A 12,628-nucleotide genomic window follows, 5' to 3' on the forward strand; every position below is an offset into this window, starting at 1 on the left:
CAGGTTGGGCAAAAACCGCTTGTTGACAAACCCGATCGCCCCGACGAATAAATGTGACAACGTTGTTCCCAGCCACTCTTCCGACGCCGCCCCGCGCCGTCGATGCAGGAGCTCTCTTGATGTCTGCCGTGCCTGCTGCCTCCGCGCGTTCAAGCGTGCTCACTTCGATCCTGATCATCGGCGTGCTGTTCTTCCTGATCGGCTTCTTCACCTGGCTCAACGGCCCGCTGATCACCTTCGTCAAGCTGGCCTTCGAGCTGGACGAGGTCGGCGCCTTCCTGGTGCTGATGGTGTTCTACCTGTCCTACTTCTTCCTGGCGCTGCCGGCCTCGTGGATCCTCAAGCGCACCGGCATGAAGAAGGGCCTGAGCCTGAGCCTGCTGGTGATGGCCGCCGGTGCGGTGGTGTTTGCGCACTTCGCCCAGCAACGCTGGTACCCGGGCGCGCTCAGCGGCCTGTTCATCATCGGCAGCGGGTTGGCCCTGCTGCAGACGGCGGTCAATCCGTACATCAGCATTCTCGGCCCGATCGAGACCGCTGCCCGGCGCATCGCGCTGATGGGCATCTGCAACAAGATCGCCGGCATGCTGGCGCCGGTGCTGATCGGCACGCTGGTGCTGCACGGCATCGGTGACCTGGATGCGCAGGTGAAGGTGGCCGACGCAGCCACCAAGACGGTGCTGCTGGATACCTTCGCCGCCAAGATCCAGCTGCCTTACATGGCCATGGCCGGGCTGCTGGTGGTGCTGGCGGTGGGCGTGCTGTTCTCGCCGCTGCCGGAACTGAAGACCGCCGAGGCCAATGCCACTCCGGCGCGCGCGCCCGGCGTGGCCGAGCGCACCAGCATCTTCCAGTTCCCGCACCTGTGGCTGGGCGTGCTGTGCCTGTTCGTCTACGTCGGCGTGGAAGTGATGGCCGGCGATGCCATCGGGACCTACGGGCACAGCTTCAACCTGCCGCTGGACCAGACCAAGATGTTCACCTCGATCACCCTGGGCGCCATGCTGCTGGGCTACCTGGCCGGCCTGGCGCTGATCCCGCACCGGGTCTCGCAGTCGCGCTACCTGAGCATCTCGGCCGTCCTGGGCGTGCTGTTCTGCATCGGCGCGCTGCTCTCCCATGGCTATGTGTCAGTCGGTTTCGTCGCCGCGCTGGGTTTTGCCAACGCGATGATGTGGCCGGCGATCTTCCCGTTGGCGATCCGTGGCCTGGGGCGCTTCACCGAAACCGGCTCGGCGCTGCTGGTGATGGCCATCGCCGGCGGGGCGATCATTCCCCAGGCGTTTGCGGTGCTCAAGCAGCATTTTGACTTCCAGTGGGTGTTCGCCGGGCTGATGGTGCCGTGCTACCTCTACATCCTGTTCTACTCGGTGCGCGGGCACCGGGTGGGGCTTTCCCGCGAAGGGCAGTGATCGGCGATCATGGACGTCCAACGGGACCCGCAGGAAAAGAGCATGCGCAGAGCGACCATCAAGGATGTTGCCGAACGGGCCAAGGTGTCGCTGAAGACGGTCTCGCGCGTCATCAACAATGAACCCTCGGTCATGCAGGCCACCCGCGCGCGGGTACTGCGGGCCATCGCCGAACTGGATTACGAGCCCGATCCGGCCGCGCGCAACCTGCGCACCGGCACCACGCTGGTGGTCGGTCTGGTCTACGACAACCCCAACCCGTACCACATCATCGGCGTGCAGAATGGCGTGTTGGCAGCCTGCCGCGAGACCGGGTTCGGACTGCAGATCCATCCCTGCGATTCAAGCTCGCCGATGCTGGCCGAGGAACTGGCCGACTGGGTGCAGCGTTCACGGTTGGCCGGGCTGGTGCTGACCGCGCCGATGTCCGAACGCGCCGATCTGGTCGCGGCACTGACCGCGCGCGGCATCAAGCTGGTGCGGATCATCGCCGCCACCGCCGATCCCGAAGACGGTGCCTGCGTGTTCGTCGATGACCGCGAGGCTGCGTATGAAATCACCGAGCACCTGATCCAGCTCGGCCACCTGCGCATCGGTTTCCTCTGGGGCGGCAGCTCGCACCGCTCCAGCGGCGAGCGCTACGCCGGCTATGAAGCGGCGCTGCGCGACTACGGCATGAGCATCGACAAGCACCTGGTGGTGCAGGGCGATTACACCTTCGACGATGGTTTCCGTGGCGCGCGTCGGCTGCTGGCGCTGCGCGAGCCGCCGACGGCGATCTTCGGTTCCAACGATGAAATCGCGGCCGGCGTGCTGGCCGCCGCCAAGTCGGCGGGGATGAACGTGCCCTACGACCTGTCCATCGCCGGTTTCGAGGACAGCCCGTTCTCGCGCCAGTCGTGGCCACCGCTGACCACCGCCAAGCAGGCCACTGAAGACATCGCCCGGCATGCCGCGCGCCTGCTGATCGCCCAGCTGCGCAGCGATGCCTACGACGACGCACCGCTGCAGCTGCAGAACCAGGGCTTCGTGCCGCAGCTGGTGGTGCGCGGTTCCACCGCGCCGATGCGCCCGCAGGGCGCGCGCCCTCCTTCTCCTGAAACCACCTGAGTCCCGCATGTCCCTGCCTGCCCCCCACGACACCCTGATGTACCGCGAAGCCGCCGAAGCGGCCGATGTGATTGCCGCGCAGTTCGCGCGCAACCAGGCTGCGGTGGAAACCCTGGCCGCCAGCCTGCGCGCGGCACCACCGCCGTTCGTGGTGACCTGCGCGCGGGGCAGCTCGGACCATGCCGCCACCTACGTCAAGTACCTGCTGGAAACCAGGCTGGGCCTGGTCACCGCGTCGGCCTCGCCATCGGTGGGCTCGGTCTACGAAGCGCCGCTGAAACTGCGCGGTGCGCTGTACATCGTGATTTCCCAGTCGGGCAAGAGCCCGGACCTGCTGCGCAACGCCGAGGCCGCGCGTGCGGCCGGTGCGCGCGTGGTGGCGCTGGTCAATGTCGAGGACTCGCCGCTGGCGCAGCTGGCCGACACCGTGATCCCGCTCGGGGCCGGCGCCGAGCGCAGCGTCGCGGCAACCAAAAGCTACCTGGCCTCGCTCTCGGCGATCCTGCAGCTGGTGGCCTACTGGAGCCAGGATGCGGCGCTGATCGCCGCGCTGCGCACGCTGCCAGACGCGCTGCGCCAGGCCTGGAACAGCGACTGGTCCGCACTTACCGAGGGGCTGGTCCCGGCACACAATCTGTTCGTGCTCGGCCGCGGACTGGGCCTGGGCGCGGCGCAGGAAGCCGCACTCAAATTCAAGGAAACCTGTGGCCTGCATGCCGAAGCCTACAGCTCGGCCGAAGTGAAGCACGGCCCGATGGCGCTGGTGGGTCCGGGCTTCCCGGTGCTGGCCTTCGCCCAGCCCGATGAAACCGGCGCCGGTACCCGCGCGGTGCTGAAGGAATTCGCTGCACGCGATGCGCAGGTGTGGCTCTCCGATGCCGACGGCGATCTGCCGCTGCCGGCGGCTCCACATCCGGCCTGCGCGCCGCTGCTGCACGTGCAGGCGTTCTATCGCGCGATCAATGCACTGGCGCTGCGCCGCGGGCACAACCCGGACCTGCCGCCGCATCTGAACAAGGTGACGGAAACCGTCTGATGAAAACCGTGCTGCGCAACGCCCGCATCCTGGCCGGCGACGAATTCCGCGATGACCTGGCGGTAGTGATCGAAGACGGCCGCATCACCGCGCTGGTCTCCGATGCCGCCCCGCAGCTGGGCACCGCCGACGAACAGGTGGACCTCGGCGGCGGCTGGCTGCTGCCCGGCTTCATCGACGCCCAGGTCAATGGCGGCGGCGGCGTGCTGTTCAACAACACGCCGGACGTGGAGAGCCTGCGCCGGCTTGCCGCCGCGCACCGCCGCTTCGGCACCACCGGGCTGCTGCCGACGCTGATCAGCGACGACGTGCAGGTGATGCGCCGCGCGATCGACGCGACCCGTTCGGCCATCGCGCAGGGCGTGCCGGGCGTGCTCGGCATCCATCTGGAGGGCCCGTACATCGCCCCTGCGCGCAAGGGCACCCACGACGCCAACACGTTCCGCGTGCCCGATGCCGAGGAGATCGCGCTGGCGGCCTCGCTCGACAACGGCGTCACCCTGCTCACGCTTGCCCCCGAGCGGGTGCCGCTGGAGCGCATCCGCGCGCTGGTCGAACGCGGCGTGATCGTCGCCGCAGGGCACACCGCAGCGAGTTACGAAGAAGCACGCGCCGGGCTGGATGCCGGCATCCGTGGCTTCACCCATCTGTATAACGCGATGTCGCCGTTGACCGGGCGCGAGCCGGGTGCGGTGGGCGCGGCGCTGGAAGACCGCGACAGCTGGATCGGGATCATTGCCGACGGCGTGCACGTGCATCCGGCCAGCCTGCGCGTGGCGCTGGCGGCCAAGCCGCGCGGCAAGGTCATGCTGGTCACCGACGCGATGCCGCCGGTGGGCGCGGACAGCCCAAGCTACGAACTGTATGGCGAGGTGATCACCGCCGTGGATGGGGTGGTGCGCAACGCGGCCGGTTCGTTGGCCGGATCGGCACTGGACATGGCCACCGCCGTGCGCAATGCGGTGCAGCTGCTCGGCCTGCCGCTGGACGAAGCGGCGCGCATGGCCTCGCGCTATCCGGCGCAGTTCCTCAACCTGGACGACCGACTGGGCGAGATTGCCGAAGGCTACCAGGCCGACCTGGTGCTGCTGGACGACGCGCTGCAGGTGCGCAGCACCTGGATCGCCGGCCAGCGCAAGGACGCATGAGCGCTGCCGCCGCGCCGCGCATGGGCTCGATCGACGCCCTGCGCGGGCTGACCGTGGCCGCGATGCTGCTGGTCAACAACCCCGGCGACTGGGGCCATGTGTACGCGCCGCTGCTGCACGCCGATTGGCATGGTTTTACCCCGACCGACCTGATTTTTCCGCTGTTCCTGTTCATTGCCGGCGTGTCGATGGCCTTCAGCCTGGCACCGCGCGCGGGCCAGCAGACGCTGCGTCCGGCCCTGCGCAGTGGCCTGCTGCAGCGTGCGCTGCGCATCGCGCTGGCCGGTGCGCTGCTGCACCTGCTTGCCTGGTGGTTGATGGACCTGCCGGCCTACCGGCTGTGGGGGGTTCTGCAGCGGATCGCGCTGTGCGTGGCGGTGGTCGGACTGCTGGCCATCCAGACGCGCGCCCGCACGCAATGGGCGGTGCTGGTCGGACTGCTGCTGGCGTACACCGCGCTCCTGCTGGGGGCCGATTCGCTGGCCCCGTGGGTCAACCCGGCCAGCCGCCTGGATACCGCGTTGTTCGCGCCGCTGCTCTACAAGTACGACCCGCTGACCGGGCTCGGCCACGACCCCGAAGGGCTGCTGAGCAGCCTGGGCGCGGTCGCCACGACGGTGCTGGGCCTGCGTGCGGGCGCGTGGCTGCGCACAGGGCAGGTGGGCGGGCTGGCGGTGCTGGCAGCGGCATGCCTGCTCCTGGGCGGCGTGGCGGCCCTGTGGCTGCCCCTCAACAAGCAGCTGTGGACCCCCGGTTTCGTGCTGTGGACCGGCGGGCTGTCGGTGACGGCCTTGTTGCTGGCCCACCTGCTGGTTGATCGCTGGGGCGCGCCCGCGCTGGGCCGGCGCTTCGGCGTCAACGCCATCGCGGCTTACCTTGGCTCGTCGGCGATGGCGCTGCTGCTGATGGCCGGCGGCGCATGGGGGTGGCTGTACCTGGCCCTGTCGACGCTGCTGCCGACGGCCCCCAAACTGGCCTCGCTGCTGTGTGCGGTGGGGTTCGTGGCGGTGTGGTGGGGCGTGGTGTGGGCGTTGGACGCGCGACGCATCTACCTCAAAATCTAACTGTGGCATCACATTCTTTTACCCCCCTCATCACGGCGCGACGGTAAAAGTACTGACGTCGGTCTGCATAGAACCACTGGGCCGGTGCCGTACCCCTCTTGTAGAACAGGAAAGGCGTATGCGCTCCATGACCGTTTCGCCGGCACGCACCGTGCTCGCCGACCGCATTTCGCACTGGCTGCGCCTGGGGTGCCGGGGAGCCTTTGGCACGCTCCTGCTGACCGGGGCCGCGCCGGCGTGGGCCGGCTGCGACAACCCCGCCCCCGGTCAGGGCCAAACGGTGACCTGCTCGACCGCAGCGCCCAATCCGGATCCAGTGCCGATCGTCACCGCCGGTGGCGCATCGAACACGACCATCAACGTGCTGGCCAACGCGCAGCTCGGTATCGCCAGCGGCAACGCGATCACCGTGCAGGCCGGCAGCGGGCATGTCATCGACAACAGTGGCAGCATCATCGCCAACGCGGGGCGCGCGCTGCAGCTCGATGGGGCCACCTACCTGATCAACCGCGGCACCATTGCCGGCAGTACCGGCGGCGTCGTGTCCGGTGCCGGCAACGACCGCATCGACATGCTCGGCGGCAGCATCCAGGGCGGCGTGCTGCAGGGCGCAGGCAACGACACCCTGGTGATCGGCGACGGCGTGATCGACAGCGTCGACCAGGGCGATGGCGAGGACACTCTGCAAATCAGCGGCGGCAGCGTGACCGGCCCCGTGGTGCAGGGCTCGGGCATCGACACCTTCCTGATGACCGGTGGCAGCATCGGCGCGCTGCTGCAGGGCGACGCGCTGGACCGCTTCCGCATGACCGGCGGCCGCATTGTTGGGGCGTTCGACGATGGCGACTATGCCGAAATGACCGGCGGCCGCATCGGCCGGGTGAACATGAAGCTGGACGACAACACCTTCCTGATGTCCGGCGGCACCATCGACGGCAACCTGGTCACCGGCTTCGGGCGCGACACCATCGTGCTGTCCGACGGGTACATCGGCGGCAACATCAGCGTCAGCGGCGGCGATGACGCGGTGACCATCACCGGCGGCACCGTGCGCGGTGAAATCCGGCTGAGCTTCGGCAACGACACCCTGACCTGGAACGGCGGCGGGGTGGTGTACGGGGCCATCGATTTCGGCGAAGGCAATGACGTCGCGCAGCTGACCAACCTCAATAACGCCCACCTGGGCGCACTGCCGGTGTTCGACGGTGGGCCGGGCAATGACGTGCTCGGTTTCGACAACGTCAAAACCAGCGGCGTGGCGCGCTTTGCCAACTGGGAGCAGGTGGCGCTGCGCGACGATACCCAGCTGGCCTTCGACGGCACCCTGCTGCTGGGCGACAGCGCCAGTGGCACCGGCCGCCTGGATATCGATGCCACCAGCGCGGTGTTTGGCGGTGGCAGCAACGGCGGCGTCGCCCCGTTCGTCGCCGGGCAGCTGGCCACGCTCACCAACGCCGGTCGCATCGACCTGAGCAACGGTGGCGGTGTGGGCGATACCTTTACCGTGGTTGGCAACTATGTCGGCACTGGCGGCGCGCTGTACCTCAACACCGTGCTGGGCGACGACAGCTCGGCGTCGGACAAGCTGGTGATCTCCACCGGCAGCGCCAGTGGCACCACCGGCGTGGGCATCCTCAACGCCGGCGGCGGCGGTGCCTCCACCGTGGCCGACGGCATCCTGGTGGTGCAGGCGATCAACGGCGCCACTACCGCGCCCAGCGCGTTCGCGCTGTACAACCCGGTCGCCGCCGGGGCGTACGAGTACTTCCTATTCAAGGGCGGGGTCAGCGGCGGCACGGCCGAGAACTGGTACCTGCGCTCGACCTTGGTGGCCGCCGCCACCCCCGCACCGTCGCCCGCGCCCGGCGGCATCCTGGCGACACCGCCGCCGCCACCGGAGAGCACCGGCACGCCGCCGGTCGACCTGCCGCCCGCAGCGCCGCCACCGCCGGACGTCAACCCGCCGGATGATCCGAACCCAACCGCGGCCGAGCCGGCCCCGCCTCCCGAGCCGGCCGCCCCCGCCGACGTCGCGCCGCCCAGCATCGATACCCCGCCGCCGGTGCCCACCGAGGTGGCCGGTGTGCCCGGGCCGCTGGCGGTGCCGCCCACGCCCGGGGCGCGCCCTGCGCAGGGCGACATCATTCCGCTCTACCGCTTCGAGACCGGCCTGTACTCGGTGGTGCCGCCGCTGCTGCGCGAGACCAGCCTGGCCAGCCTGGGCACTTTCCACGAACGCCAGGGCGAGCAGCGTCTGCTGGCCGGGCAGGGTGGCGTGCGCGCGGCTTGGGCGCGGCTGGTGGGGCAGAGCCACGAACAGCAGTGGGACGGCGACGCGCAGCCCGGCTTCGACGGCGACATCCAGGGCATCCAGGCCGGCTTGGACCTGTACGCCAACGCGGCCGATACCCACCGCGACCAGTTCGGCGTGTTTGTCGGGCGCACCCGTGCGCAGGGCAACGTGACCGGTTTTGCGATCGGCTGGGAAAACGTCGCGGTGGGCCGGACGCGGCTGGATGACAAACACGTGGGCGTGTACTGGACCCGCGCCGGCAGTGCCGGTGGCTACCTGGACGCGGTAGTGATGCAGAGCCGATACGACGGCGACGCAACGTCCTCGCGCGGGCTGGGCATCGACGTGCGCGGCGATGGCACCACCGCCTCGCTGGAAGTGGGCAAGCCGCTGCTGCGCTTCGGGCAGAGTGCGTGGTGGCTGGAACCCCAGCTGCAGGTGATCTGGCAGCGCACGTCGGTGGATGATGCCGGCGACGCGGTGTCCGCGCTGCGCTTTGACAACGACAACGCCTGGACCGGACGCGTCGGCCTGCGCCTGGCTGCCGACTACGACATCGCCGGCAACGGCTGGCAGCCGTACATCAAGCTCAATTACTGGCAGACCCTGGACGGCGAAGACCGCATCGATTTCGACAGCAACCGCATCCTCAACCAGCAGGATGCGCGTGCGCTGGAAGTGGGCGTGGGCGTGGTGGCGCGTTTCAACGCCAACGTCAGCGCGTTTGCGGTGGCCGATTACACACGTGACCTGGAAAGCAGCGCACGCAAGGAACGCAAGGTGATCGAAGGGAATATCGGGCTGCGGTTTGACTGGTGACAGCAGTGGGCAGTGTTACAGGAACCCGGCGCTGATTCTTGGCAGGTCGGTCGGGGTAATGCCCTGATCGACCGCGAAGACGGTTGCTGCCTGATCCGGTGCGCTTACCCTGTGTCCGCGTGCGCGCACATGCAGGTCGAACAACGTGTGCAGGGTGGTCTTGGGCAGTGACGATATCGCACGCAGCATCAGCGACACGCCGGCAAGGTTGTTGGCCACGTTGACGGCAAATCGCGGCGTGCTGGTGAGTCCGATGTCCAGCCACAGCGCCTGGCGTTCCACCAGGTCGAAGGCGATCGGCAAGCAGAAGGTGGTGTCCGAGGCCAGGTCGAACCGATCCACCACGGTGCCGGGCTCATAGATCTCGCCTGAATCCGGCGCGGTGCGCGCCATCCAGCCGGCGAAGCACTCGGGCAGATCGCAGTACGCCTGGCCGCTGAAGCTGCTCAGGCACATCACGATCCAGCGGATGCCACGCTCCCGGCAGTGATCGATATCGATATCGATGAACTCGCTCGCACCCTGCGGCGCATCGACGATGTCGCCGCTGTGATGGGCGCCGAAGGTGGCCAGGTTGTAATAGGCCAACGTATCGATGTACTGAACGTCCTCGCCGTAGATGGCGGCCGACAGATCGATATCCACGCGGGATTTCCCATTGCGCCACCAGCAGAACATGCGCAGGGTGTTGGCGTCCGACAGGGGCACGCGGCTGCCGCGCACCAGCGTACGCAATGCCTTGGATGCCGAGCGTTGCGAGAACGGCACCAGGTAGCGCGACAAGGCCGGGTCGATGTAACTGGCGCCCAGGGGCGGCAACGCGGCGAAGCGGGCGAGCAACGCTTGTTCGCAGCGCAGGGCCAGCGCCGCGCAGAGATCGGCATCGAGTGGGACAAGGCGATCGGGGATCGCGTACAGCTTGCCGACCTGGCCCTTGGGCAGGAAGACGCGCAGACCGCGGGGTGCCGCGCGGTGCTGGAAGTGGGTCATCACCTGCAGTAGCACCGGGGTGGACACCGAGGCCGCCACCTGTGCGAACGTGTCCACCACGTCCTGTACGTTGTGGCTGCGCCGGGCGAGCGCGTCCAGTCGCCGTGCCAGTTCACCCGGCCGTGCGCGCAGTACCGCCAGCGCGGTGCCGACATCGTCATCGGCCAGGGCGCATTCCACCTGCGCGTTGAAACCACGCAGGCGCTGCCCAGCGCGCAGCCGGGCGAAGTCGGCGGCGGTGCCCGGGAACCGCGCGGCATGTTCGCCAGGGTGCAGGCGCTCGGCCAGGCGCACCCAGCGCGGCGTCCAGCGCTGCAGGTCTTCCAGGCGGTTGGGCATTTTCTCCAACCAGTTGAGCAGCGCACGGCGCAAAGGACGCCGGTAGCGCCCGAAGCGGGTGGGCGTGGCCAGCGATACGTCGCCGTCGTCCAGCGCTACGGCGATGCGCAGCACATCGGTGGCGGTGCGCACATGACGGCCCAGGGCGAGGACGCGCGGATCGGCCGTGCCTTCATCGGCAAGCAGCGCGGCCACGACCACGGCAAGGTTCTCCTTGCAGGGGAGTGTCTCGGGAAGCAGCGACAACGCGCGCTCGCGATGCTGCGCCACGTACCAGCGCACATCGGCGCTGTCTTCCGGGGAGTACGGCGTACGCGCGGCGGCAAGCGCCACAAACAGCGCATCCACCTCGTCCTGTGTGCCCAGTTCGAGCACGCGCCAGTTGGGCACGTCCTGCCGGGGCGGTCGCGGCGTGGCCTCGCCCACGCGATCGAGCTGGCCGCGATAGTGCAGATACGCGTTCCAGTACCGTTCGGCATCGCTGGCGCGCATCATCTGTGCCGGGAAGTCCGGGTACAGCGGCGCGTAATTCCGATGCGCGCCCAGCATCTCGCGCAAGGCGCGGATCAGGCGCTTGTAGAACGCCTCCACCTGGGTCAGCGACAACGTGGCCACCTGCTCGCACAGCGAAGGCGACATCTGGAAGCCGAGGGCTTCCAGGTTTTTCTGCAGCGTGGCGACCACCTCAAGCGGCTGGCGCTCGCGTCCCGCGCTTAGGATGACCTTGGATCTGCGCCGCAACAGCATCGGGTTCATGGCTTACCGTGGGATGCGTGGCGGCAGGAAAAGAGGTGGGGCGGAAAGCGAAGGCACTAGTTCGAAGTGTAGAAGGAAGCACCCTCATAGCCGCCCCGTCGCAAGCTTACCCAGTAACCGCGGTGCGTTTCAATGTGCCTGACCTCCGCCCGACGGACCGCCCCGCGCTGGCGGCCGAGCGTGATCCGGCAGGGGTGCGGGGGAGGATCGCAGATGGAATCCTCACGCACCTGTCCGTTGAAGCGATCAGCGCACCGCGCCGATCGCCTGTGTACGCGCCCTCGCCAACGCCTCACCCACCGCCGGGCCCCTCAGATGGGTCAAGTCCAGGTCGCGCGCTTGTACCGCCAAGGCAGCCTGGTGCAACCGGTTGAGCGTTGCACCCTGCGGGTAGTCGCTGTCCTCGAAGCCGAGCCGGCCGCGCTTGTCCGCCTCGCAGCACAGCGCGATCTGCGCGATGCGCTCCGGACGGCGGAAGCCGTCGCACCGGCTCAGCAGTTCCAGCACGGTGGCATCGCGCAGTTCATCGATGCGGTGCACATTGAGATGGTCCCGGCACACGGCTTCGGCCAGCTGGCGGTGGTCCAGCGGTACCTTCAGGCGGTCACACAGGGCACGCAGCGGGGCCACGCCGCGCTGCTCGTGCATGATGTGGCGCGGCCATTCCGACGGCGGGGTCAGGCCCTTGCCGAGGTCGTGGGTGAGCGCGGCGAAGCCGATCAGGTCATCGCCCGGCGCGAGGCGGGCGGCCATGTCGCTGACCATTTCCTGGTGCACGCCGGTATCCACTTCGGGATGAAACTCGGCACGTTGCGGGACGCCGTACAGCGCGTCCAGCTCGGGCAGGATCGCACGCAGCGCGCTGGCGTCGTGCAGCGTGCGCAGGAAGGCCGAGGGCTGGGCGCAGGTGAGCGCGCGGCGCAGTTCCTGCCAGACGCGTTCGGGGACCAGCGCATCCAGTTCACCGCTGTCGGCGATCTGGCGCATCAGGTCCAGGGTTTCCGGGGCGACGGTGAAGCCGAGCGGGGCGAAGCGGGCCATGAAGCGCGCCGCACGCAGCACCCGCAGCGGGTCTTCGACGAAGGCCGGGCCGACATGACGCAGCACGCGTTGTTCGATATCGCGCACGCCGCCATACGGGTCCACCAGCGTACCGGTGGCCTCGTCGCAGGCGATCGCGTTGATGGTGAAGTCGCGGCGCAGCAGGTCGTCTTCGAGCGTCACCGACGGATCGGCATCGACCACGAAGCCGCGGTAGCCGCGGCCGGACTTGCGCTCGGTGCGTGCCAGTGCGTATTCCTCGCCGGTGTCCGGATGCAGGAACACCGGGAAATCGCGGCCGACCGCCTTGTAGCCCAGTGCTTCCATCTGCGCCTGCGAAGCGCCGACCACGACCCAGTCGCGGTCGCCGGGGGCGCGTTGCAGCATGCGGTCGCGCACGGCGCCGCCAACAAGATAGATCTTCATGTACCCATGATGCCGCAGTGGGCCAACGCGACGCCAACCGGTGGTGCCGGCCGCTGGCCGGCTCGCCAAGAACCCGGACAATGACGTAGTGCCGGCCGCTGGCCGGCTCGCCATGAACCCGGACAATGACGTAGTGCCGGCCGCTGGCCGGCTCCTGGGAATCTTCGGGCATTGCGAGGAGCCGGCCAGCGGCC

At 68.6% G+C, this 12,628-nt stretch carries 8 protein-coding genes; 6 read left to right on the plus strand and 2 right to left on the minus strand.

Translation table 11 applies throughout. The features are described 5' to 3' along the window. The first annotated feature begins 119 nt into the window (after nucleotides 1–119). From NR101_RS15745 to NR101_RS15770, 6 genes are all read left to right on the plus strand, one after another. Entirely contained in the window at nucleotides 120–1,412 is a 1,293-nt protein-coding gene (locus NR101_RS15745) for a sugar MFS transporter (protein ID WP_256777081.1), read from the plus strand. A gap of 42 nt (nucleotides 1,413–1,454) precedes the next feature. Next, nucleotides 1,455–2,522 carry a LacI family DNA-binding transcriptional regulator gene (locus NR101_RS15750; RefSeq protein ID WP_256777080.1) on the plus strand — a complete coding sequence of 356 codons (1,068 nt, stop codon included), beginning with the start codon at nucleotides 1,455–1,457 and terminating at the stop codon, nucleotides 2,520–2,522. Nucleotides 2,523–2,529: 7 nt separating this feature from the next. Continuing rightward, nucleotides 2,530–3,558, plus strand: coding sequence for an SIS domain-containing protein (locus tag NR101_RS15755; RefSeq protein WP_256777078.1), 1,029 nt, complete (start codon nucleotides 2,530–2,532; stop codon nucleotides 3,556–3,558). Continuing rightward, nucleotides 3,558–4,706: an N-acetylglucosamine-6-phosphate deacetylase gene (nagA, locus tag NR101_RS15760; RefSeq protein WP_256777076.1), complete on the plus strand. Its 1,149-nt coding sequence runs from the start codon at nucleotides 3,558–3,560 to the stop codon at nucleotides 4,704–4,706. The genes NR101_RS15755 and nagA overlap by 1 nt, the downstream gene beginning before the upstream one ends. After that, complete coding sequence (locus tag NR101_RS15765) at nucleotides 4,703–5,770, plus strand: heparan-alpha-glucosaminide N-acetyltransferase domain-containing protein (RefSeq protein ID WP_256777075.1); 1,068 nt, start codon at nucleotides 4,703–4,705, stop codon at nucleotides 5,768–5,770. Before nagA ends, NR101_RS15765 begins: the two co-directional genes overlap by 4 nt. Before the next feature lie 127 nt (nucleotides 5,771–5,897). Next, the gene (locus NR101_RS15770) at nucleotides 5,898–8,882 is read left to right on the plus strand and encodes an autotransporter domain-containing protein (protein ID WP_256777752.1); all 2,985 of its coding nucleotides are present in this window, start codon (nucleotides 5,898–5,900) and stop codon (nucleotides 8,880–8,882) included. 15 nt (nucleotides 8,883–8,897) lie between these two features. On the opposite strand, the gene NR101_RS15775 is transcribed toward NR101_RS15770, so the two are convergent. Together NR101_RS15775 and NR101_RS15780 are read right to left on the minus strand one after the other, a co-directional pair. Continuing rightward, nucleotides 8,898–10,967 (minus strand): TerD family protein, encoded by a 2,070-nt coding sequence (locus tag NR101_RS15775; protein WP_256777073.1) that lies wholly within the window; start codon nucleotides 10,965–10,967, stop codon nucleotides 8,898–8,900. A gap of 246 nt (nucleotides 10,968–11,213) precedes the next feature. Then, entirely contained in the window at nucleotides 11,214–12,434 is a 1,221-nt protein-coding gene (locus NR101_RS15780; RefSeq protein WP_256777072.1) for a multifunctional CCA addition/repair protein, read from the minus strand. Between the last annotated feature and the right edge of the window lie 194 nt (nucleotides 12,435–12,628).

The organism is Stenotrophomonas sp. Ste86 (assembly GCF_024519465.1).
GTDB lineage: Bacteria > Pseudomonadota > Gammaproteobacteria > Xanthomonadales > Xanthomonadaceae > Stenotrophomonas.

Coding starts and splice junctions, on each gene's coding strand:
- NR101_RS15745 (WP_256777081.1), top strand. CDS start 120: ATGTCTGCCGTGCCTGCTGCCTCCGCGCGTTCAAGCGTGCTCACTTCG.
- NR101_RS15750 (WP_256777080.1), top strand. CDS start 1,455: ATGCGCAGAGCGACCATCAAGGATGTTGCCGAACGGGCCAAGGTGTCG.
- NR101_RS15755 (WP_256777078.1), top strand. CDS start 2,530: ATGTCCCTGCCTGCCCCCCACGACACCCTGATGTACCGCGAAGCCGCC.
- nagA (WP_256777076.1), top strand. CDS start 3,558: ATGAAAACCGTGCTGCGCAACGCCCGCATCCTGGCCGGCGACGAATTC.
- NR101_RS15765 (WP_256777075.1), top strand. CDS start 4,703: ATGAGCGCTGCCGCCGCGCCGCGCATGGGCTCGATCGACGCCCTGCGC.
- NR101_RS15770 (WP_256777752.1), top strand. CDS start 5,898: ATGACCGTTTCGCCGGCACGCACCGTGCTCGCCGACCGCATTTCGCAC.
- NR101_RS15775 (WP_256777073.1), bottom strand. CDS start 10,967: ATGAACCCGATGCTGTTGCGGCGCAGATCCAAGGTCATCCTAAGCGCG.
- NR101_RS15780 (WP_256777072.1), bottom strand. CDS start 12,434: ATGAAGATCTATCTTGTTGGCGGCGCCGTGCGCGACCGCATGCTGCAA.